The sequence below is a fragment of the Leptospira sp. GIMC2001 genome (genome assembly GCF_028462125.1).
Taxonomy (GTDB): domain Bacteria; phylum Spirochaetota; class Leptospiria; order Leptospirales; family Leptospiraceae.
Genome location: NZ_CP115468.1, coordinates 3,566,629 through 3,588,130 on the forward strand (window position 1 = coordinate 3,566,629; position 21,502 = coordinate 3,588,130).

At 35.8% G+C, this 21,502-nt stretch carries 23 protein-coding genes; 13 read left to right on the plus strand and 10 right to left on the minus strand.

Annotated features, from left to right (window positions below; genetic code table 11):
- The first annotated feature begins 93 nt into the window (after positions 1-93).
- From O4O04_RS17820 to O4O04_RS17840, 5 genes are all read left to right on the plus strand, one after another.
- A complete protein-coding gene (locus O4O04_RS17820; RefSeq protein ID WP_272533155.1) occupies positions 94-690 on the plus strand; it encodes a hypothetical protein in 597 nt (198 codons plus the stop codon).
- Positions 691-764: 74 nt separating this feature from the next.
- Complete coding sequence (locus O4O04_RS17825; protein ID WP_272533156.1) at positions 765-1,163, plus strand: DoxX family protein; 399 nt, start codon at positions 765-767, stop codon at positions 1,161-1,163.
- Positions 1,160-2,581 (plus strand): MATE family efflux transporter, encoded by a 1,422-nt coding sequence (locus O4O04_RS17830; RefSeq protein ID WP_272533157.1) that lies wholly within the window; start codon positions 1,160-1,162, stop codon positions 2,579-2,581. The genes O4O04_RS17825 and O4O04_RS17830 overlap by 4 nt, the downstream gene beginning before the upstream one ends.
- A 203-nt stretch (positions 2,582-2,784) precedes the next feature.
- Positions 2,785-3,180 carry a TIGR04452 family lipoprotein gene (locus O4O04_RS17835; protein ID WP_272533158.1) on the plus strand — a complete coding sequence of 132 codons (396 nt, stop codon included), beginning with the start codon at positions 2,785-2,787 and terminating at the stop codon, positions 3,178-3,180.
- A gap of 169 nt (positions 3,181-3,349) precedes the next feature.
- Positions 3,350-3,655 carry an LIC_10421 family protein gene (locus O4O04_RS17840; RefSeq protein ID WP_272533159.1) on the plus strand — a complete coding sequence of 102 codons (306 nt, stop codon included), beginning with the start codon at positions 3,350-3,352 and terminating at the stop codon, positions 3,653-3,655.
- 122 nt (positions 3,656-3,777) lie between these two features.
- Here O4O04_RS17840 and O4O04_RS17845 read toward each other — a convergent pair whose 3' ends face one another.
- From O4O04_RS17845 to O4O04_RS17870, 6 genes are all read right to left on the minus strand, one after another.
- On the minus strand, positions 3,778-5,799 hold the full coding sequence (locus O4O04_RS17845) for a sensor histidine kinase (RefSeq protein WP_272533161.1): 2,022 nt from the start codon (positions 5,797-5,799) through the stop codon (positions 3,778-3,780).
- Between the two features lie 108 nt (positions 5,800-5,907).
- Complete coding sequence (locus O4O04_RS17850; RefSeq protein WP_272533162.1) at positions 5,908-7,209, minus strand: PP2C family protein-serine/threonine phosphatase; 1,302 nt, start codon at positions 7,207-7,209, stop codon at positions 5,908-5,910.
- A 9-nt stretch (positions 7,210-7,218) separates the two neighbouring features.
- Entirely contained in the window at positions 7,219-7,635 is a 417-nt protein-coding gene (locus O4O04_RS17855; RefSeq protein WP_272533164.1) for an acyl-CoA thioesterase, read from the minus strand.
- Between the two features lie 276 nt (positions 7,636-7,911).
- Positions 7,912-8,508: an RsmD family RNA methyltransferase gene (locus O4O04_RS17860; protein ID WP_272533165.1), complete on the minus strand. Its 597-nt coding sequence runs from the start codon at positions 8,506-8,508 to the stop codon at positions 7,912-7,914.
- Positions 8,505-9,104 (minus strand): hypothetical protein, encoded by a 600-nt coding sequence (locus O4O04_RS17865; protein ID WP_272533166.1) that lies wholly within the window; start codon positions 9,102-9,104, stop codon positions 8,505-8,507. Before O4O04_RS17865 ends, O4O04_RS17860 begins: the two co-directional genes overlap by 4 nt.
- Entirely contained in the window at positions 9,101-9,256 is a 156-nt protein-coding gene (locus O4O04_RS17870; protein WP_272533168.1) for a hypothetical protein, read from the minus strand. The genes O4O04_RS17865 and O4O04_RS17870 overlap by 4 nt, the downstream gene beginning before the upstream one ends.
- A gap of 90 nt (positions 9,257-9,346) precedes the next feature.
- Between O4O04_RS17870 and O4O04_RS17875 the strand changes: the two genes are divergently transcribed.
- From O4O04_RS17875 to O4O04_RS17895, 5 genes are all read left to right on the plus strand, one after another.
- Entirely contained in the window at positions 9,347-10,378 is a 1,032-nt protein-coding gene (locus tag O4O04_RS17875; protein WP_272533169.1) for a hypothetical protein, read from the plus strand.
- Positions 10,379-10,514: 136 nt separating this feature from the next.
- Positions 10,515-10,859 carry a hypothetical protein gene (locus tag O4O04_RS17880; RefSeq protein WP_272533171.1) on the plus strand — a complete coding sequence of 115 codons (345 nt, stop codon included), beginning with the start codon at positions 10,515-10,517 and terminating at the stop codon, positions 10,857-10,859.
- Positions 10,856-11,263, plus strand: coding sequence for a SufE family protein (locus tag O4O04_RS17885; RefSeq protein WP_272533172.1), 408 nt, complete (start codon positions 10,856-10,858; stop codon positions 11,261-11,263). The genes O4O04_RS17880 and O4O04_RS17885 overlap by 4 nt, the downstream gene beginning before the upstream one ends.
- 69 nt (positions 11,264-11,332) lie before the next feature.
- Complete coding sequence (locus O4O04_RS17890) at positions 11,333-12,535, plus strand: serine hydrolase domain-containing protein (RefSeq protein ID WP_272533174.1); 1,203 nt, start codon at positions 11,333-11,335, stop codon at positions 12,533-12,535.
- Complete coding sequence (locus O4O04_RS17895; RefSeq protein WP_272533175.1) at positions 12,532-12,855, plus strand: hypothetical protein; 324 nt, start codon at positions 12,532-12,534, stop codon at positions 12,853-12,855. The genes O4O04_RS17890 and O4O04_RS17895 overlap by 4 nt, the downstream gene beginning before the upstream one ends.
- 64 nt (positions 12,856-12,919) lie before the next feature.
- On the opposite strand, the gene O4O04_RS17900 is transcribed toward O4O04_RS17895, so the two are convergent.
- Together O4O04_RS17900 and O4O04_RS17905 are read right to left on the minus strand one after the other, a co-directional pair.
- Positions 12,920-14,389 carry a potassium/proton antiporter gene (locus tag O4O04_RS17900; protein WP_272533176.1) on the minus strand — a complete coding sequence of 490 codons (1,470 nt, stop codon included), beginning with the start codon at positions 14,387-14,389 and terminating at the stop codon, positions 12,920-12,922.
- On the minus strand, positions 14,382-16,364 hold the full coding sequence (locus O4O04_RS17905; protein ID WP_272533178.1) for an OmpA family protein: 1,983 nt from the start codon (positions 16,362-16,364) through the stop codon (positions 14,382-14,384). The genes O4O04_RS17900 and O4O04_RS17905 overlap by 8 nt, the downstream gene beginning before the upstream one ends.
- A 167-nt stretch (positions 16,365-16,531) precedes the next feature.
- Between O4O04_RS17905 and lpxD the strand changes: the two genes are divergently transcribed.
- On the plus strand, positions 16,532-17,554 hold the full coding sequence (lpxD, locus tag O4O04_RS17910) for a UDP-3-O-(3-hydroxymyristoyl)glucosamine N-acyltransferase (protein ID WP_272533179.1): 1,023 nt from the start codon (positions 16,532-16,534) through the stop codon (positions 17,552-17,554).
- Positions 17,555-17,563: 9 nt separating this feature from the next.
- Here the strand turns inward: lpxD and O4O04_RS17915 are convergent, their stop codons facing one another.
- Together O4O04_RS17915 and O4O04_RS17920 are read right to left on the minus strand one after the other, a co-directional pair.
- Positions 17,564-18,193: a hypothetical protein gene (locus O4O04_RS17915; RefSeq protein WP_272533180.1), complete on the minus strand. Its 630-nt coding sequence runs from the start codon at positions 18,191-18,193 to the stop codon at positions 17,564-17,566.
- A 124-nt stretch (positions 18,194-18,317) separates the two neighbouring features.
- Positions 18,318-18,683 carry a DUF2200 domain-containing protein gene (locus O4O04_RS17920; protein ID WP_272533181.1) on the minus strand — a complete coding sequence of 122 codons (366 nt, stop codon included), beginning with the start codon at positions 18,681-18,683 and terminating at the stop codon, positions 18,318-18,320.
- 108 nt (positions 18,684-18,791) lie between these two features.
- On the opposite strand from O4O04_RS17920, the gene O4O04_RS17925 reads away from it, so the two are divergent.
- On the plus strand, positions 18,792-20,000 hold the full coding sequence (locus O4O04_RS17925; RefSeq protein WP_272533182.1) for an adenylate/guanylate cyclase domain-containing protein: 1,209 nt from the start codon (positions 18,792-18,794) through the stop codon (positions 19,998-20,000).
- A gap of 144 nt (positions 20,001-20,144) precedes the next feature.
- Positions 20,145-21,500, plus strand: a complete 1,356-nt coding sequence (locus O4O04_RS17930; protein WP_272533183.1) for a DUF389 domain-containing protein — start codon at positions 20,145-20,147, stop codon at positions 21,498-21,500.
- Positions 21,501-21,502: the final 2 nt, after the last annotated feature.

The window sequence follows — 21,502 nt, forward strand, 5'->3', positions numbered from 1 at the left end:
ACGTGATTCCATTTACATATCCGTACATTCTGTGCTGTCATTCCAATACAGATGTTCGATTAATTTTTATTAGATTCACATAAGGAGATTTATATGAAAGCTGTCAAAATTCTCGGTTTGGTTCTAGGTATTTTTATCCTATTGGGTACAATTTTTTATGCTTATTTGGGTGGATTTCAAACTGTAACCGCTTCCAAAGGAATTTTCGAGTCCAAAGAAATCATTTTCTATCTGCATCGAGGCGCCTACGAAAACTTAAGTGAAAGTTGGGATCTATTCCAAAAGGATTGGGAAAAAGCTGGATTAAAAGAATGTGCAAGCCTTGGAATTTATCTTGATCCCCCTGGAACTGAGGATGAAAAATTGAGATCCATTTTGGGTTGTGAAATAGGAATGTTGAGTGAGGAAAAGAAATCGGAACTAAAAAAACATTTTAAAACCTTCGTGATTCCAAAAATGGAAGTTTTACAAAGTGAATTTCCATTTAAGAACGTTTTGTCCTTCTTTGTTGGGCCGACAAAGGTTTATCCTAAATTCGCAGAAATCATAAAAAATGAAAGTCTTGAGACTAGTGTCTCTATTGAAGTTTATGGCAACTCAACAAGTCAGATTGAAACAATTTATTTCTATATGCCTATTGGAGTTTCAATAGAAATATTTAAACCTCTGATAGATGCCTTCGAACTCTAAAAAATATAAGCGTAAATCGGATTTAACAAATATATATATAGATTGAAATGATCACATAATATTGGAGAAAATTTATGGAAAATTTTACAAAACCCCTCAAAATCGCAACCTTGGTTGTGAGAATACTTCTAGGTTTCATATTTACAGCATCATCAATTGTTGTATTATTTGATCTTGTTCCACAACCAGAACTCACAGGAACTATGAAAACATTCAATGATGGTATCAAGGCCTCTGGCTATCTCATGCCTTTAGTCAAGATAACAGAGTTAGTCTGCGGAATATCACTGCTAGTTGGTAGATTCGTTCCATTATCTTTGATAGTAATAGCTCCTGTGACTGTTAATATTCTAATGGTTCATATCTTTATTGATACTGAAGGATTACCTATTGCAGTTCTACTTACTCTTGGTAACTTATTTCTAGCATATGTTTATCGTGAAAAATACAAAGGTTTATTTGACTCAAAATGAATGAATTAGAGAATAAAGATATTAAGCCACCTCCACAATCTATCTGGAGCGCTCTAAAAGAGGCGATACGAGGATCAGAGGCAGATTATACAAAAATTAGCATCCGTAAGGCGATTTTTTTGTTATCTATTCCAATGATCCTTGAACTCGTTTTGGAATCGGTTTTCGCAGTAGCTGACATTTATTTCGTTGGTCACTTGGGAGCTTCTGCAGTTGCAACTGTCGGGTTAACCGAAACCTATCTCTTTCTTCTTTATTCTATTGCAATGGGCTTGTCGATGGCAGTAACTGCCATCGTCGCTCGAAGAATAGGTGAAGGTGATAGATCTAATGCCGGTGCGTCTGGTGTGCAGTCAATTATTGTAGCTATGGCTGCATCTCTTCCCTTTACTATTGGTGGGCTATTCTTTGCAAAAGAACTTCTGGCACTAATGGGCGGTGATGAATGGACCATCAACCATGGTTATGTATACGCTCAATGGATGTTAGGTGGCAATTCTGTTATAGTTTTATTATTTGTTATTAATGCAATTTTTCGTGGAGCTGGAGATGCAGCAATCGCGATGCGAGTTCTAACAATTTCGAATGCTTTGAATCTTATTTTAGATCCCTTACTGATTTTTGGATGGGGTCCAATTCCTGCAATGGGAATTGAAGGAGCAGCCATTGCGACCAATATTGGAAGAGGCATTGGTGTTATTGTCCAACTTTGGGTTCTATTTCAAGGTGGAAAACATATTCGAGTCTTGCGAGAACATTTGAAAATTGACTGGGAAATAATTTTTGGAATTCTTAAAACATCTGTTGGGGGAATCGCCCAGATGATTGTTGCAATGGCATCTTGGATTTTTATAATGCGAATACTTGCCGAATTTGGAAGTGCAACTGTTGCTGGAGCGACTATAGCTTTGAGAGTAATGATGTTCACGATGATGCCAGCCTGGGGAATGTCCAATGCAGCAGCCACTCTCGTTGGTCAAAATCTAGGTGCCAATCAACCTGATCGTGCAGAACGTTCGGTTTGGGTAACTGGATTTTGGAACATGGGATTCTTGGTGGGCGTTTCAATTTTCTACTTCTTATATAGTGATTCTTTAATAGGCATTTTTACTGATGATCCAAAGGTGATTGAAGTTGGTATGACATGGCTCAGAATAGTTTCCTACTCATATTTCGTATATGCTTGGTGGATGGTTGCAACCCAGGCATTCAATGGCGCAGGTGATACAATGACACCAACCAAAATCAATATCGTTTTTTTCTGGATATTTCAGATTCCACTAGCGTACTATATGTCACAGCATACTAATTTTGGTCATACGGGTGTTTTTTGGGCAATGATGTCCACTGAAACTTCGGTTGGGCTTTTTACTCTATGGCTATTTTCCCGCGGTGGCTGGAAAACTATGAAAGTATAGAAAAATTTTGAAATCTAACCTCCCATGCAGGGAGGTTAGTCTATTTTTATTTTTAAAATTTTGAAAAAGCAATCAGGCTACAAGTTGTTTTAAATACTGTCGTTCCTAATATATTTTCATATTTTTAAAACAATTGTCGTATTTTAATTTTTTTGTTGCTATCCTGCCGTCTTCGTCTATCTTAAGTTCCAAAATCAAAGAAGGTGAAAATTTTGAAAAAACTAACAATTTTATTTTTGGCTGGGTTCATAGCAACTAACTGTGTGATCTTGAATCCGCTAGGTTTACACTCGGATCGAGAAAAAGGAAGTGAAGCTTCTGGAAGAATTATTGATGCAGCGATAACAACCGATATCGTTAATACAGTTATTTTATCGGGCGGACGCGGTGTTGGAATCAGTATTCTGAGTTTGATTGCAGATGATATTGCTGGAATCGAAGACGATAAATACTATGTGTCTTCAACAGTTGATGAATGTATCGATGGTATCAGAGGATTCACAGGATTTCTACTTGGCTCCACAATCGCAAACGTTCTATCTTGCGGTGATCTAAAAACTGACGGAATTCTCTTGGGAGATCCATTACCAAGCATCTAATCAAAGTTATATTATTAAGTATTATAAAATCAGACTAATTATAATACTTAATAATCATTCTATTCTATATACTTTCATTTTCTTAATCATTTACGATTTTTTATTTTTTTTTGAACAAATCATTTTCTCAGATTGTCTATAAATAAAAGATTCAAGAGGGTAATTAAAAATGAAAAAAATACTAGTAACCTTAATGCTACTTTCAAGTTTCTCGCTATTTGCGATTGAAGATATAGAAAGAGTACTGATTCAAAAGGCGGAGACTCCAGAGCAGAAACAAGTCGTAAAAGAATATTTGTTAAAGATTGCTCAGGAGCATGAAGATCTTTCTAAAAGATATAAAAGAATGTCCGTTGCAACTAAGGGTGGTAAGGCTGTTTATCAATCCAACAAAAAAGCTGAAATGGAAGAATTAGCAGATAAATTTGCTGAAGATGCTAAGATCTACCGCGCAGAAGCAGAAAAATTAAAGTAAAAGAATTTAGAACAGAACTGTTGTAAATTACTTGGAACCTCACTTCGTTTCATAGATGAAGTGGGGTTTTTCTATGAATAAATTCAATTCCTTGAATTGCTCTTAGATATTCGCTGATTGAATCAATCACTCTTCGGAATCCAGAATATGAAAGTAGTACCGATTCCTTCAGCAGACTCAACCGAGATTCCACCTTTGTATGCTTGGATGATATCATTTACGAATGGTAGACCCAAGCCTGTACCTTTTTCGCCTTTGGTTCCATACGATGTTGTTTTATCTTCCGCATTAAAAATTCGATTTATAAAGACTTGTGGTATACCTATCCCAGTGTCGGACACCCGAAATTGAATTCGATCTTTTTCTTCAGTCATAAATACTTCGACTTTGTCACCTTCCCTGCAAAACTTTACAGAATTGGATATAAGATTGAAGAAAACTTCACCTAACAATATTTTATCGCTATTAATAAGTGATCCTTCTTGTATATGGTTGATCATGGATATTTTTTTATCATGAGCAATTCCCCATAATTTTTGAATTACCGTATCAACTTCTTTATGAACATCAATTCGAGAATAACTCAATGTGATTGAGCCAGACCTTAGTCGATTGAGATCCAAAAGTAAGCTTATCATTTCTAAAGAATGAGATGATGTGTTATACGCACTTTTTATGAATTCTAGTTTCTCAGAATCTTCCATTGTATCATATTCTTCTTCAACAATTTTCAAAAGACTCATAACAGTGGCAGTTGGAGCACGCAAATCATGCGAAACAAGAGCGATGAATTTGTCCTTCAAATCATTCGCTTCTTCTGCAATCCTTTTTGCATTATTGAGTTCCGCAGTTCGTTCCAGTACTTTTTTCTCAAGAGAGACTTGCAATTCCTCTAATCGATAAAATGCTCTTGAGAACCGGATTGATAATAATGTAGCCTGTGAGAATAAGAAGAAAAGGAGTCCCCAAGTTGCAATAAATTCCGTATAAATAATTTGATTCTGATGCAAGAGATCATTGATAATTGTTGCAAACCAGACTACACCACCTAGTAAAAATACTATTGAACCTAATGTATTCTTTTTGAGTGATAAAAAGACTGAATACAAACAAAGAATCACACATCCAACAATCGTAAATTGAAAATAGGGAAGTATCATCATATACTGATATGAATTCATAAATATTGTAACAATTGCATATACTAAACCTGAGCTCACGAAAGTCCAGTTCATCCAGGATTTGTATTCATCAAAAATTGATCTTACATACATTGAGAAAAATGGTAAAGCGAATGCTGAAGACAGCAGATCCAATTTATGAACAAAAAACCAATTGCGGTCATCGCTGTACTCGTATGCAAAGACGGAACCAACAAACAACGACCGGGAACTAATCGCAATACAAACCATTCCAAACCAGAGAGCGGAAGGATCACTACGCCTCATTAAAAATAAAGCTAAATGATAGAATCCGATAAAGAGAGTTCCACCTAACACCATCCAATCCATCGCAACTTGCCTTTCATCTTTGTCTTGAATGGAAATCGCATTTCCTAATTGGATATTTCCTCTGATTCCACCGCGAGGATGATGGAAGTTCGCCACTTGGATGGTCAGTAAAATTTCCTTAAGCCCATTGTCTAAAAAGATTATGGGATGTTTGTATGAGGGGATGGACTCTGTTTTGGATGATGCTACTCTACCATTCTCATAAATCAATCGATCATATAGATAGATCCGGCTAGATGATCCAATATCATTTATTTTTAGAACAAGATTCTGACTAGGTTTGGTCAATAAGACTTTGAGAAAATAAGTTCCCGTACCTATTCCAGGTTCATTATCGTTGATTGTCAGTCTATCATTCCATGGATGCGGAACAATTATGGATTTAAAATTTTGAGTAAAAACTTCTTTTTGATTGATGATTGATATGAATTCGTTTGGATTCAAAAGACCTTCTGAAAAAATCCATTCACCAGTTAATTTAATGATCGGTTTCTTATCAAAATCCCAATTGCTCAGATCCAATATTCCAGCATGAACTTGAGGATCTTCCTTGTGCTTTGACGGAGGTTGACAAAGAAGAATTGAACTCACTCCAATGAGAATCAAAAAAATGATTAATGAAAATCTTTTCATCGGATGGCTTATAGTAGTATTTTGAATTTATATCGTCAAGAAAACTTTTTTGGAAAGAAATTGCACTGTAGACTATCCTATTATTTGTTCCAGAGCTGAAGAAAGGGATTAACCAAGTATTTCTAAACTCAATAGAGTCATATCATCACTGACTTTGCCATTTGAGAACATCAATGACTCCATGACGAGAAACTCCAAGAATTCGCGACCGTATCTATTCCTATTGTTCTTTACCGATTGGAAGAAACTCTCATCGCCATAAATGTCATCTGATAGATTAAAGAGTTCAACCAATCCATCAGAATAAAAAATGAGTCGATCGCCTTGTTGCAAATTTTTCTGATAGTCCCGAAGTGTCGGTTCCATAAAAGTAAGTATTAGATTACCACGTCCTTCCAGTTCAGAAACTTCTCCGTCACGCAGCAAAAGTATGCAAGGATGACCTGCGTAAGAATACTCAACTACTAAATTATCAGGGTCGAATACCAATAAACTCGCACTTATATGTAAATTAGCAACAAGTGGCTTCATTAACTCATGCATTGTTCTAAGAGATTCTGCAGGCTTTAGATTGGATTTCGATACAATTTTAAAAGCGAGTATTGCCATTGCAGAAACCATAGCAGAAGCTATTCCGTGTCCAGACACATCCGCAAATAAAATATTCAATTTTCCATCCGATCGTTCTTCAACACTTAGAACATCACCACCAACACCTTCGTAAGCGCGATAGTAACTGTACATTTTGTATTGCTTGCCTTCGGGGAATTCTAAAGCAACCAATGCTTTCTGAGTTTCCTGCGCCATAGCCAGTTCTTCTGACATTCGAGAATAATAATTCTGTAATTTTAATTCTGATTCACTGAGTTTCTGAATAGCATTTAACCTAACATTTAATGTGAGATACGATACTAAGGCTGGAGTTATTATTGTAGGATAATACAAATACAAATCTACTTGTGGATTCGTTGTAAAAATTCCTACAAGTATTGATGCAAGAATCGTAAAGAATAAATAGTAGATCAACCATCTCTTCTGAACAAAGCTTACGCCAATACAAGTGATAACAAGTACCATTCCAATTAAGTAACCAATGTACAGACCGTTCCAATAGAGTAATAAGAAGGAGTGTATACTCATTGTATAGAATAGAAAATTCATAATTGTCTGAATTTTTAATCTAACCCAATTGGATAGATATGTTGCGGCGAGTACAGAGAACATAAACACAGAATGGAGTTGCCTAATCCAATCAGGATCGTATAAACCTAGATCATTTTTCGTTGCAAGTAGACCAAATCCAATAAATACAAAAAAAACTGATAAACAAATTCTTGCTATCTTCAATAAATCTTCATCGATAGTGAAGTTGTCAGTTCTTCTTCGATTATTATTTTGTCTCTCTCGCAAGATTTAACCTCATAAATTTGGAAAATTTTCGCGGAATATTTTTGGAAGGGTTGCCGGTCTTCCTGTTTGAAAGTCATACCATATTAGGCCTGCTTCACCTGTCACAACGCATTCATTATCTTTATTCCACATTGATGTGTGTATCTGGAAGCCGCGGCTCGTCAATGCTGTAACTTCCATGGTTACATCAAGATCCGCTGGGAAAACAACTTGCTTACGGTAATCTAAATTCAGATGCGTTAACAATGGACCACCTGATGAAGGTTGAAGTGGAGAATTCCAAATCGCTAAGGCAGTGAAATACTCCGCCCTTGCAGATTCAAAATACCTTGCATAAGTAACATTATTCACATGCCCAAAAGCATCCATCTCACCCCATGCTACTTTGATAATATACGAAAAGGAATATTTTACAGGTTTGGCCATTTAAATCCATTTTATAGAGAGTTAAAATGATTATCTCAGGAAGAAATAAAATAAGGCAAGCTCTAAACAATCGAAAATCAAGAACGAGTTCATTGACAGGTTTTCGAAATTTTTATCTTAAGATGGATTTATAAGCCTTTGATAGAATAATTTGATACACAAGATAATAATTTTTCAGAAGCTCCGATTAATTCAGTTGATTTATATTTTTTGAAATTGGCAATCTTTACATATTGAAAATTTCTTTAGTCATTTTTAATATTCGGCATTATAAACTTAAAGAACGTTCCACATTTCATTTTTTAAAATGTACAATTTGGAACTTCCAAATTCACGTGATTCCCAATCTTCAACAATTGGTTTATCCGGTCCTTGAACAAGAACATACATTGGAATAGATGATTTTTCTAATAAACTTTCTACGTAATTCTTTATCTTGCTTGCATCAGGAGTCCAAAAAGTATATGGCGGATCAATGTATACAACAACAGATTTTGGATCATACTTTAAAAAAATTTTAGGATCTACTCGCAAGCTATCCTTACGATGCAGAACACAATTTTCACCCAATGTCTTTGCCAATTGAACAAGTTCACCGAATCTTTCGTTAGTTAATTCCACTAAAACGGATTTTGCAAAACCCCGACTCAAAGCTTCGACACCCATCTGACCGGATCCCGCAAATAAATCTACAAACACAGATTCTGAAAATAGAATACTTCCATCTAATTGCAAACCTTCTAATATAGAAAAAACTGATTTTTTAACAATAGCTGGAGTGAAATGAGAATGGCCTTTGATTGGAGCTGGTATAGGAATCGCTCGCCCTTTCCATTTACCTGCCTGAACACGAAGTCCAGATGATTGACTCAAGGAGTTGCTCCACTGATTTTAGATGTAAGAGTCGTTTTTAACTTTTGAATTCGACTAACTAAAGATTGTTGAGGGTTCGCCTGCTCTGCTAATTGAAGAACAAAAAGAGAATCTCTCCATCTTTGGTTTTGATAAAAGTAGATAGCATAAAGATACAATCCTTCCGCATATCGTGACGATGTTGTTCCATCTTTGCGAAATCGAAATCCCCATTTTTCTGCATTGCTATCATTGCCAGCAACAATCAACCTTTCCAATACAAGGTAGATTGCATTATAAAAAATTGCATTTTTAACTTTCTTATCTGAATAACAAGTTTCTAAAGTCGAATCCATTTCCTTTAGATCACTCGCGGAAGAAATATAGATAAGTATGAACCTCTCATCTATTGCGTCACAGGTTTGTGCAATAATTTCTTGACGAGATCTATTTGCTACATATGAGTAATTGCCCTTCTTGAACTCGGTGAGTAGACTCCAATATGTTATGGATTCTTTCGCAGAAGCTTCAGTCTGACCAAGAATTCCCGAACTTCCAAGATACCCGAATATGATGAGAATCATAAACGATGCAAAGAAATTACCGAAAGGTCTCAAAGCTCCACTACGTTCTCCGATCCGCACATGGGACAGATCATCTCATCCAAATCCCCTGGTTCCCATCGGTGATCGCAATCTTCACATGCATAGGTAACACCTTCTAGGTCAAAATCGTCCGCTACTTCAAAATCATCATCATCAATGCTCATAGTATTTTATAACCATATTTCGGAATAAGTGTCAAGGGGGTTGGATAAAAAAAAGATGAATCTTGAGAAAAAACTATAAATCTGGTATTTATGGTCTATTTACCAAGGCATGAAAGCCATCGTAAGAAAAAATCCAAAGCCCCGATAATCCTCATTTTACTATTCCTCGGTTTGGTTGGCCTTGGAATCACGCAGTATCGTGAGATTAGGCTGTTTTTTGCCAAAGACCAAAGACAAAAGCTAGAGAAGCAAAAAGGTAAAATCATCAATTCTCTTGATAAAAACGAACTGACAGATGTATATGTAAGAGATTTCCAAACCTACAGTGTCGATTATCTCGACAAGGAACCTTTAGAAGCTAGTGCTTTCCACTTTCGGGCAAGGGCTCACTATTATGAACTTTTGCTTACGGGAGTGCGATTCGACTCATCATCGTTAGTTTCAAATCTTACAAATCCAATTAAAACAATATTTGGAGACAACCAGAAAACTGTTTCTGATCTCAAGGAAATGTTCGAATATGCAAGGAAAGCACAAGCTACGAATCCGGACTTTCACGAATCTGCTTCCAACCAATTTCTGCTTATGCTCGGAGAATTGGTTAGAGAAGTCAAGAAACCACAATCCATTTATAAAGATTACGCTGGCATAAAATTGGAAAATATAGATGTGGAACTTCAACATCCGTATGTCTGGCTTTTGTTTTATACAACTATTCGAAATGGGAACCAAAAAGACCTAGAAAATCTTTTACTTGAAAATGCAAAAGATGACTTCAAAGGCAAACTTCTATTTACCGAACGAGAAGAAAATTATCTCAAAGGAAATTGTTATTTCCATGCCAAAGACTATGTGTCAGCTTTAAATAGCTTGAGACAAGTTAAGACGTCCACTCCTGATATTATTACGAAGAATGCAATTTTGACGGAGGCAAAAATTTTCTATGCTCAGAATCTTCCTCAAAAAGCGGTCGATCTATTATCAGATTCCTACGAAAACTTTGGAAAGAGCCATAAGGAATTTCTTCCTCTTCTCAAAACTTGGTCAGGGCTTAGACCCGATCTAAAAATCAAAATTACCTTTGAAGAAGAGCCTCAAGAAATCAATGATGAGATTGATTAAATACGATCTTATCGATAACGCATCCAAGTCGAAAATGATGTATTTGTTTAATCCAATAAACGAGATAGAAAATCATTGAGAGAACATATATCTGTTAATTTGATTGATTCAATTTAAAATATTAAGGAATTCCATAATGCAAAATTTTCATTTAAGCAATACATCATCATTGATCTTCAAAATTGTAAAAGTTTTCGTATTCGTTCTTCTAATTGGAAGCTGTGGACTTTTTGAAAAAAAAATTCCTCCAGGCGGTGAATTCTGCAATGTCTTAGTCAAACCTCCTGAATGTATAAATGTAGATTTTAAAGAACTGAAAATAAATTTCTCCGAAGAAGAAAAATATCCACTTACAATGATCAATCGAGTTCAGTACAGTTTCAATAGAAATGACTCCATCATCAATTTAGATTTACATTCAGAAAATCGAATACAATTGTCTGATGGGAAATTTTATCTTCGAAGGAAAGTAAAAAGATGAAATCTATATCTGAACTGCAAGCAGAAGTTATTGAAGAATTCGAAGATGTTATTGATTGGGAAGAAAGATTTCAAATTTTAATTGAGATGGGAGAAGCACTTCCGCCTTATCCTGAAGACAAGAAAAAAGATGATTATCTAGTTCCAGGTTGTCAGTCTCGAGTCTGGGTTGCGCCTGAAATTGTGGATGGCAAATTGTTTTTCTATGCTGACAGCGATACTTCTCTTACGAAAGGATTAATAGCCATTCTTGTTAAAGTGTTCAGTGGTCATAGTCCAGAAGAAATTTCCAATAGCAATCTGGACTTTATTGAACAGATTGGACTTCAGAAATTTCTATCCATCAGCAGACGCAATGGATTGAGCAACATGATTCAAATTGTCATGAATTACGCAAAAACCTAAAATAATGCTAGCACTCCATTTCTGAATATTTTAGAATTGTATCTTGATTCTAGAAGAAAAGGTGGTTCTATGCTTCGATTCTTTTTATCCGTTCTTTTTGTAACAATCATTCTCTTATCGAGTAATTGTGGTAAACCATCGATTGAATTAAAGCCGTATGGTGATCCCATTGTTTTAGAAGATCTCAAACCACCAAGACGTGATTACTGGCCAACTCAAGCTTGGAGAGTTTCCAAACCAGAAGCGCAAGGAATGAATTCCTCAAAACTCCTTGAAATGGAAAAATATGCATTTACTATTGAAGGAACGCCAGAAGACCGTCAAGGTACGAGAACGGACGGTGTGGTTATTATTCGGAATGGCTACCTTGTGTACGAAAATTACGGACGTGGATATTCCGCCGAACAAAAACATTTAATCTGGTCCATCGCAAAGAGCTATACAAATGCTTTGGTTGGAGTTGCAGTTAGCAAAGGATTGGTGCAACTTGACGATCCAGCTTATAAATATGTTCCAGAACTAGGGCATAGCGAAGAACATAAGAAGATCACAATTCGTCATATTTTGAATATGTCATCTGGACTTGAGGCAAGTGAAGGCTATGAAAGTAGTCCACTAGTGTCGACAGTGATTGCAATGCTCTATACTAAGGGTCGAGCGAATATGGGAGCTTACTCGGCTTCCCTTGGCTTACGAGCAGAGCCTGGTAGCTTCGTTTATTATTCTTCGTGTGATACGAACATTTTGTCACTCGCATTACAAAACATATATGGCAAAGAGGTTTATTCTGATCTGCCTTGGAAAGATATTTTCAATCCATTGGGAATTAAAAATGTTACATACGAGCGGGATGGCAATGATGTTTTTGTCGGATCTTCTTATATTTATACAACTCCAAGGGATATGGCAAAATTCGGTTACCTATATTTAAATGACGGTATCTGGGAGAACAAAAGAATCCTTCCGCAAGGTTGGGTAACGCTATCAAGAACCCCATCACCAGCTTACAAAAGCACTCCTTATTACACTAAACTAGAAGAGGATAATTATACAGCTCAATGGTATGCTAATACTGGTGTTCCAGAAGCTGGAATACCTAAGCCAATGCCAGATGCTCCAGCGGACACTTTCTACGGTTCTGGACATTGGGGTCAACGCCTCTTTGTAATTCCCAGTCTTGACCTAGTTATTGTGCGGGTTGGAGATGATAGAAATGTGAAATTTTTTGACAATAACTTATTTATTAAATACATCGTTGAGAGTATCCAATGAAAACTAAAACTATTATAATCGCTGTTATACTTTTTGTAATTTTTGATCTAGCTTTGTTTTGGAGTGTTTCCAATTGGAATAATCTTCGGGCATTTCCTTCAATCATCTCTTCTTTCTATTCCAAAGAATTCTGTTCTTGTTACTATGTTGTTGAGAGAGACGAAGATTTCTGCCATAATTACGCACGTCAATGGGTTCCCATCAGTGATTTCAAAATAGACGAAGAAAACAAAAGAATCATAGTATCTGGATTGGGCAGAACCAATTCAGCCAAATTTACTGGATCAAAATATGGATGTGTTCTCGAAGAATTGGATTGATCAATTAATTATAAGTAAACGAATTACGATTCGCTGACTCAAAGAAATTTAAAAATCTTTTTGATTAAGTTTTTAGATTCGCTCCGCGTAGACTTTCGGCAACCCTTGCTTCATTCGCTTTATTAACAAGTATTAGGAGCACATCTCCTCCTTCTACTTGGGTTCGACCAGTTGGAACAATGTAATTATCGCCCCGACAGATTAGAGTGATCAGCGCATCCTCAGGAATCTGCAACTCACGAACAGTTCGTCCTTCAGCTGGAGAATTGAATGGCATTAGATATTCTTCGAGCTTGGAATCACTATTCTCTCGATTTTCAAACTCAAATGGATACAGGGATTTCTTATCTATCGCAGCATCCAATTTTAAAAATTTAGCTACCATTTTGATCGTAGATCCTTGAATCAGAAGCGAACTCAATACTGTAAAAAATACTAAATTGAAAATGACTCCAGAATTTGGTACACCTGCAGTCAGAGGAAATGTTGCAAGGATAATAGGAGCTGCTCCTCGTAGACCAACCCAAGAAATAAAAATCCTTTCTTTAAAGCTAAAGGAAGATAAGCTCAGGCTGAGCATCACACCTAAAGGTCTCGCGATAAAAATTAGAAAGATTGAGAAAACGACTCCTGGCAAAGCAATCTTATTGAGTTCAGATGGAAAAACAAGCAAACCCAAAGTTAAGAACATGACAATTTGCATCAACCATCCCATTCCATCCATAAAACGAATTATACTTTTCTTATGAACAAAGTAACGGTTGCCCATATACAAACCCGCCAAGTACACTGCCAAAAATCCGTTTCCGTTTAACAATGTAGTTGCGGAATAAATAAAAATACCTGTAGCTAATATTATAACAGTATAAAGTCCATCGTATTCCAAATTTATTTTATTTACAAATTCAACAAATAATTTCCCTAGAATCAATCCCATGATCGCACCAACCATCACTTGCCAGAGAACCATGCTTGCGATATCGATCATATTTTTGGATTCAAATCCCAATAATGAAATGAATGTGAGGGTTAAGATTACAGCCATTGGATCATTAGATCCAGATTCAAGTTCAAGAAGAGGTTTCAATCTTCCCTTTAATCCAATTCCGCTTGTTCTAAGCAGATTGAAGACTGAAGCTGCATCCGTTGATGATACAACAGATCCTAGAAGTAAAGATTCAATCAATCCTAAACCCAATAGCCAATGTGAGAAAAATCCGACAGCTGTTGCAGTTACAACGACCCCGAATGTGGAGAGCACAATTCCTTCTCTTAAGACAGGTCGGATGACTTTCCATTCCGTCTCCATACCACCAGCGAGCAAGATATACGAGAGGGCAACTACTCCCAATGACTGAGCTAAATTGTAGTCGTTAAAATCAATTTTTCCGATTCCCTCAGAACCAGCAAGCATACCCATAAGCAAGAATAATAATAAAGTTGGAATCCCAAATCGAAATGATAATTTACTAACCATAATCGATAAAAGGATGAGAAATGATAGAGCAAATGCGGATACCTCGAAACTATTCATGGAAGCTTAAGACTGCTTTTCTTTGGAAACGAGGATTTTGATAGTCATTGAGATAACGATCTTTAGACTCAAGCCGACCGACACCTAGTGAAATAATTTGTTTTGACGATACTCCCTGTATCAATAAAAATTTTCTGACATTCTCTGCACGCTTATTACTCCACAAGAGATCGTCATTGATATTCTGGCCTTCGTTGCCAAATCCCCTAATCAGAATCTTTTTATCAGGATTCTCAACTAAGTATTCCGAAATTTTGCGAAGATAATCGAATGAGAAGCTTGGAATTTTATCAGATCTCTTCTCAAAATAAATTTCTTCCAAAGGAAATGGTTTTTCGGTTTGAACAAATTTGCCATCATTAGTTGCCGGTTTTGCAATTCCAATTGAATTGATAATCGGACGTTCGTTGTCAATGGAATCATTCGAAATTGAAGATTGATTTTTTAGAGTATCATTCAATACCAATTGATCAGTTTTAATTGTTTCCATAATAAAATCTTTTTTTATTTCTTGGAACTCACTCACTTCCGATATGTCCAATTTAAACTCTACATTTTCGAAGCCATTCGCTGTTATTAGAATATTATAAATATTCTTTGTAAGCAGAGGAATAGCATAATTTCCAATTGAAGGTTTAGAGAACAATTTCCCTTCATATTCCTGAGATGCCTCTCTCTTCCACTGAACCATTGCACTGAGTGCTTTGCTCTTTTGGTTCGTGACTTTTCCAGCTAGCATAACAATCTTTCCGACCGGTGCTATATCATCCGGCATCGAACTCAATTCATAAATATCAGTCTCACCCAAGCTATCCGATCTAAGTCCAGCAAAATAAGCCTTCGATCCAGTTGAATCTGTTCGAAAACCAATATCAGTTCCTAGGCTGTTCACGATCGGTCCTAGATTAACGGGCGTGCTCCATTTATCCCAACTCTCTTCCAACTTTTCCGATTTATAAACATCGAGATCACCAAAACCGGAATACCCATTGGAACTAAAATACAAAGTTTTGCCATCTGAATCCAAATGAGGAAATCTCTCCGCAAACTCCGTGTTAATCGATAGGCCTAGATTCTTAGGTTGAGATATTGTACCATCATCTTCAATGAGTGATACATAAATATCGCTGTTTCCATGATAATCACCAGCTCGATAAACTCCTCTTTTCCATGGCTTGAAAATTGTATCATCACGATCACTTGCAAATAAAATTGCTCTTCCGTCCGCTGTAAGGAAAAAGTCTCCATCAAATGATTCCGAATTCAAAAAAGCGGGAAGAACTTGAGGCTTACTCCACCCGTTCTCCGTTAGACGAACCATAAAGACTGATGATTTTGTACCTTGGTTTCGAATTTTTCTACTTACAATGAGCGTGGTTCCATCTGCAGAAATGGAGATAAGACTTTCATCATCAGGCGTGTTGATTTCTTTGAGAGGTAATGCACTTTCCCACTTGGAACTGGCTCTGTTGTATTCTGAGTACCAAATGTCCTCTCCACCACTGCCTCCAGGACGATTCAGTGCAGTAAAATAGAATCGATCTCCACTTAACTCTATCACGGGAAGGTATTCAGCAAATTCTGAATTTAATGCAGGTCCAATATTTTTTAGAACAGGTTGATCTTTTTCCTTGGAAAGCAATCCAATTAAACTTTCAATTCGTTTGTCTTGGTTTGGTAATTTTGGTTTGTATTTTTGCCATAAGAGTTTTGCATTCTCTAATCGATTCGATTCTAATTCTTCGCCCACAAGAATTTCCACGAGTCGAAATTCGAAATATGACCATTTACCTTTTTTATTATCTAGAAATTCCCGAATCTGGTTGGAATTCTTACGATAGTTTTCGAGTTCATTGAATTGTTCAAGACTTAGAGTTTCACGCCATTGGATGTCTGTGACCGACTCCGAATGAATATGAGTTGAGTAGAAGAAAATATTAAGAAATAAAATAATGATAGCTTTAGAAATTTTCATGATAATCTTCCTCCAATAAATTACTTTTGCTATCCATTCGCAAACCAAAAATTCTGCATCTTCCAGTTTTGAAAAGCTCTCGAACTTTAGAACATGCAAGGTTATCGTTCGCGAATTTCAGGGAAAAAATTCTTGCCTTTTAAATTAAACAAAGGACAGATAGATCAATGAAATTATCAGAACTAGCAAAGACTCTTAATCTACCTTTCCAAGGCGACGCCAACTACCCAATTAACTCTGTTGGAGACTTAGAACATACAAGTCCAGCTGATCCCAATTCAATCTATTTTGTCTCATCGAAAAAATATTTAAATAAATTTGAAAAGGCGCAAAAAGCAAAGGTCGTTCTTACAATTGACTCTCTCAAAGATCAATACGCAAATGCAATCATAGCTCCAGACAAAGATACAAAAGTTTCCTTTATACAATTGCTTGGTCTATTCGAAAAGAAACCTGTATATAAACAACAAATCTCTCCCAAAGCAAGTGTTGCTGATACTGCAAAAATTGGAAAGAATGTAACCATCATGGATTTTGCCGTGATTATGGATGATGTAGAGATCGGTGATAATTGTGTGATTTTCCCACATGTTGTTATTGAAGATCGAGCGAAAATCGGAGCAAATACTGTAATCAAAGGTGGGGTGCAAATCTGCTATGAATGCGTGATCGGATCCAACAATTTGATTCATGGTAATACTGTGATTGGTGCGGATGGATTCGGTTTCCATGATGCCAACGGCATTCGCTATAAAATTCCTCAGATTGGGAATGTGATCATTGGTGATCATGTCGAAATCGGTGCAGGTTGTACTATAGATCGAGCGGCCATTGAATCAACAACTATCGGTAATTATACGAAACTAGACGACCAAGTTCATATTGGACACAACTGTCGATTGGGTAACTATATTTACCTTGCAGGTACGGCAGGACTAGCAGGATCAGTAACTGCAGAAGACTATGTTATTGTTGGCGGCCAAGCAGCTGTAGCAGAGCACCTAACACTCAAGAAAGGTAGTATCGTTATGGGACTTACAGGTCAGACAAGTGATGCTGAGGCAAAAACTGCTTATTTTGGAATTCCTGGTAGACCAGCCATTGAGATGCATCGAATCCACAATGCGATGTCTTCACTTCCTGAAATGGTTCGCGAATGGAAAAAGGCTAAGAAAAATGAATCCGAATAATTCTTTATTCTAATATCCTAAAGTTGCGATTTCCATTGTTTTAAAATTCAATATAATAATAAATTTAAGAATTCCTGTATTCTTAGAATTAGTATAATAATGATGTTCACCTTGGAAATGATACCACTTCTCCATTCCTTTTTCTTCTTCTCGTATAAATTCCAATTCGGAATCTGTATGAATATAAGTTTGGATGATCTGGGAACGAATTAAAAAACGAAGAATGAATGCAGGCTCCATGATTCCAAGATCTCGAGCCTGCCCAATAATGATTTTTTCCGATGAACCTAATTTTGTAGCATCCACTCGCACTAAATCAGAAAAAAATCTTCTGTCCACAATCACTTTTCTTTCCTTTTCACTCCTATAAAGAATTGGTTTATTTTCAAATAACATTTCATTAGATTGAATCAATCCAGTATAACTACTATTTGGTTGTGCAGATTGTACAATTTTTGACTTCTCTTCCTCTTCCCAGGAGTTTGTAAAGCCTGCCCAAGGATTTTCGGATCGATCTGATAGAATTTTCCAGGACTTCATAGGAACTGAACTCCGCGTTACATTTGTATGGCAAGAAAGCATCGCAATAAGAGATGCAAGGATAAAAATAATCCCTAAACAAAATTTTAAATTTGTCATGAAGAATTCCTTATCCAAATACAAAATTTCGAATCTCTTGCCTTTCATATTCTTGAATTTGCAATATCTTACAGTTTGAACAAAGATAATTCACATTGCTATTTTATTCGCTTCATCCATATATCTATCCGTTGCGAAGGATTTTTTCCATTTTCTTGCCTTTCGCAAGTTCATCTACAAGCTTATCCATATATCGAATTTTCTTAGTCAGTGGATTTTCTAGCTCTTCAATTCTATATCCACAAATTACACCAGTAATTAGATTTGCATTCGGATTGAGTTTTGCCTTCTTGAAAAATTCCTCAAAACTAACTCCCTTATTAACCAGGGCTTTTATTGCTTTCTCATCAAAGCCGGTTAACCATTTAATAACATGATTCAATTCTTCAACTGTCCTTCCCTTTCTTTCAACCTTTGTTATATAAAGGGGATACACTGTTGCAAAGCTCATTTTAGCCATTCGTTCATTGTGTTCGGGAGTCACTTTCATATAATTAGTTTTATAAAAATCGACTAAAGTTCAATTAAAAATTTATTGCTAATCATATATATATTGAATTTGCATTTACCAAACTTGACCTTTCAATAAGTTCAATCAATGTCTTTAGAATTTATTGAGAAAACGATCCACGAGCGTGAATGGAAAAATGAGAAAATATTGTCCTGGTTCCGATTTTCCGCATCCAGTCTATTCACTCTTTTTGATTTTCTAGCCTATTTTAATATAGTGCAATTCACTGCAGTACCTGCCAATCGTATAACCATTTTATTAGATTTTGGATTATTAATTTTTGCACTAACCGCACTTTTCATTTTGAAAAGAAATACCTATCTTCCCAATTTTAAATTTGCAATGATTTTTGCAGATTATTGCATTATATTTCTTATGTTTAACTTTGATACTACAGTACCACTGCAAGGAAGCAGTGGGCTATATACGATTTTCCTTTCTGCAATTTACATTTACTTGCTCAATTTATTGCGCTACTCTCAGAAAGGAACAATCTTTGCGATCTTCACCGCAATTATTTTTTTCGAAGGTAATCGTTTTTTGTTTATCTCCGAAGATACTGAAGGTTTAATTCCGATGCTACGTGTTGCATTGAGTATTATTCTCTTCTTGGGATATGCAATTACAAAAGCTAATTATGAAATGATTCAAGAAATTGGTACAAAAAAAATTATGGAGAGGTATCTCTCTTCTGAACTGGTTGGGAACTTGGATAAAGGAAAAATAGAAGAAATTGGATTAGGAAAGATTCAAAATCTAACAGTACTTTTTTCTGATATTCGTGGATTCACTACTCTAACGGAAAAATTACAGCCGAATGAAACTGTTCAATTCTTAAATCAATATCTTTCCATAATGACTGATCAAATCCTCACAGAAAAAGGTATGATAGATAAATTTATTGGTGATGCAATTTTTGCAACATTTGGACTGCAGGATTCTCCTAATAGATCTTTGAACGCTATTCAAGCTGCAATAAAAATACAAAAATCCCTTTCTAAACTCTCTCATCCGATTGAAATAGGAATCGGAATACACAATGGAGATGTCATACTAGGAAATATTGGCTCGGAAAAAAGATTCGATTATACAGCGATCGGCGACACAGTGAATTTAACATCACGTATAGAAAGTCTTACAAAACTTTATAAATGTAAAATTCTTGTTTCTGAATTTATAATTGCTGATCTTGCCGAAAATAATTTCAATTTAAATTTTGTTTATCGAGAGATCGATAGAGTTAGAGTCAAAGGTAAACTAGAACCTATTACTATTTTTGAAATTTGTTATGAATAGATTTATTTACTTTGAATTCATAATCATACAAGAAAAAATATAGACAAATAAAACCCAGGAAGCGAAGTTCATCTCACAATCTTTTCAACAATAAATGTTCAGTTGATATGAGATTTTATTTCAGAAGTTGGTTACAATAATTTTATGGAAACAGAAAATCAGAAAAAAGAAATTCAAATCCTTGTCTTTGACTATATACGAGATCTTTTCCAAATCAAGCTTGGCACCGATCAGAAGGGAACGATTGAGTACATTACGTCCGCTGCTGAATTCAAGGGAATTTCCGTTTGGACATTGATTTTCGCAATATTTATCGCATCTATTGGATTGAATACCAACTCGACTGCTGTCATAATTGGTGCCATGTTGATCTCTCCTTTAATGGGTCCGATCATGGGCATTGGTCTATCACTTGGAATCTACGACTTTGATTTACTTAAAAAGTCATTTAGAAATTTCCTAGTAATGACTGTGATAAGCATTTGTACTTCTACTTTATATTTTTTTATTTCACCTTTGACTGAAGCTGACTCTGAACTCCTTGCAAGAACGTATCCGACAATCTATGATGTTCTGATTGCTTTATTTGGAGGATTGACAGGGATAGTTGCATCTTCTCGTAAGAATAGAATGTCAAATGCAATACCTGGTGTTGCAATTGCAACTGCCTTGATGCCACCTCTTTGTACTGCTGGATTTGGAATTGCAAATGGGAATCCAAAATACTTTGCTGGTGCTCTATATCTTTATATTATAAATAGCGTATTTATCTGCGTATCTACTTGGTTTATTGTGAGCTATCTTGGATTTCGTAGTGTTGAATATGTGAATCAAGAGACTAAGAAAAGAATCCAGAAATATATTTATATAATATCTTTTACCATCATAATTCCCAGTATTTATATGGCTTATGATGTGATCTCACAATCCAATTTTCGAAAGAATGCGAATCAATTTATCCAAAGCAATTTCAATTTACCAAAAACAAAAATTCTCACGACCAATATAGTTCGCAATCCGAGAAATAAATCGATCGATGTCACATTGATTGGAGAACCTATTTCAGAAGAGTTGATAGGTCATATTAAGTCGAAACTTTCTCAATATGGTTTGGAAGATGTTGAGTTGAATATTATTCAAAACTCTGATTCAGAGAAATTATCTAAAGCTATGAACGTAAATCGCAATGAAGTTCTAGACAATCTCAAAACAAAAGATGAGAAGATACGATATTTGGAAGCTGAATTGAGTAATATGAAAGATACTGAGAAAATGATTCCCAAGGTTGCAAAAGAGATCAATATCTTATTTCCAGAAATTGAATCTATATCCTTCGGAGATCTACTCGTTCAGAGCACTGATAATTTCTCCAATCAGAAATCTGTAAGCATTCTTATTAAATGGAAGAACAAAGTGGCTGATATCCAGATAAAAAGAGTCGAGTTGTATCTTAAATCCAGGCTGAACCTTGAAGACCTCACCGTTCATAATGAATTTTAGTT

Excerpts from the sequence above, each read along its gene's own strand:
- O4O04_RS17840 (WP_272533159.1), top strand. The coding sequence starts at position 3,350 with ATGAAAAAAATACTAGTAACCTTAATGCTACTTTCAAGTTTCTCGCTA.
- O4O04_RS17915 (WP_272533180.1), bottom strand. The coding sequence starts at position 18,193 with ATGACAAATTTAAAATTTTGTTTAGGGATTATTTTTATCCTTGCATCT.
- O4O04_RS17880 (WP_272533171.1), top strand. The coding sequence starts at position 10,515 with ATGCAAAATTTTCATTTAAGCAATACATCATCATTGATCTTCAAAATT.
- O4O04_RS17895 (WP_272533175.1), top strand. The coding sequence starts at position 12,532 with ATGAAAACTAAAACTATTATAATCGCTGTTATACTTTTTGTAATTTTT.
- O4O04_RS17900 (WP_272533176.1), bottom strand. The coding sequence starts at position 14,389 with ATGAATAGTTTCGAGGTATCCGCATTTGCTCTATCATTTCTCATCCTT.
- O4O04_RS17830 (WP_272533157.1), top strand. The coding sequence starts at position 1,160 with ATGAATGAATTAGAGAATAAAGATATTAAGCCACCTCCACAATCTATC.
- O4O04_RS17925 (WP_272533182.1), top strand. The coding sequence starts at position 18,792 with ATGTCTTTAGAATTTATTGAGAAAACGATCCACGAGCGTGAATGGAAA.
- O4O04_RS17890 (WP_272533174.1), top strand. The coding sequence starts at position 11,333 with ATGCTTCGATTCTTTTTATCCGTTCTTTTTGTAACAATCATTCTCTTA.
- O4O04_RS17930 (WP_272533183.1), top strand. The coding sequence starts at position 20,145 with ATGGAAACAGAAAATCAGAAAAAAGAAATTCAAATCCTTGTCTTTGAC.
- O4O04_RS17905 (WP_272533178.1), bottom strand. The coding sequence starts at position 16,364 with ATGAAAATTTCTAAAGCTATCATTATTTTATTTCTTAATATTTTCTTC.
- O4O04_RS17920 (WP_272533181.1), bottom strand. The coding sequence starts at position 18,683 with ATGAAAGTGACTCCCGAACACAATGAACGAATGGCTAAAATGAGCTTT.
- O4O04_RS17870 (WP_272533168.1), bottom strand. The coding sequence starts at position 9,256 with ATGAGCATTGATGATGATGATTTTGAAGTAGCGGACGATTTTGACCTA.
- O4O04_RS17825 (WP_272533156.1), top strand. The coding sequence starts at position 765 with ATGGAAAATTTTACAAAACCCCTCAAAATCGCAACCTTGGTTGTGAGA.
- O4O04_RS17855 (WP_272533164.1), bottom strand. The coding sequence starts at position 7,635 with ATGGCCAAACCTGTAAAATATTCCTTTTCGTATATTATCAAAGTAGCA.
- O4O04_RS17885 (WP_272533172.1), top strand. The coding sequence starts at position 10,856 with ATGAAATCTATATCTGAACTGCAAGCAGAAGTTATTGAAGAATTCGAA.
- O4O04_RS17820 (WP_272533155.1), top strand. The coding sequence starts at position 94 with ATGAAAGCTGTCAAAATTCTCGGTTTGGTTCTAGGTATTTTTATCCTA.
- O4O04_RS17845 (WP_272533161.1), bottom strand. The coding sequence starts at position 5,799 with ATGAAAAGATTTTCATTAATCATTTTTTTGATTCTCATTGGAGTGAGT.
- lpxD (WP_272533179.1), top strand. The coding sequence starts at position 16,532 with ATGAAATTATCAGAACTAGCAAAGACTCTTAATCTACCTTTCCAAGGC.
- O4O04_RS17875 (WP_272533169.1), top strand. The coding sequence starts at position 9,347 with ATGGTCTATTTACCAAGGCATGAAAGCCATCGTAAGAAAAAATCCAAA.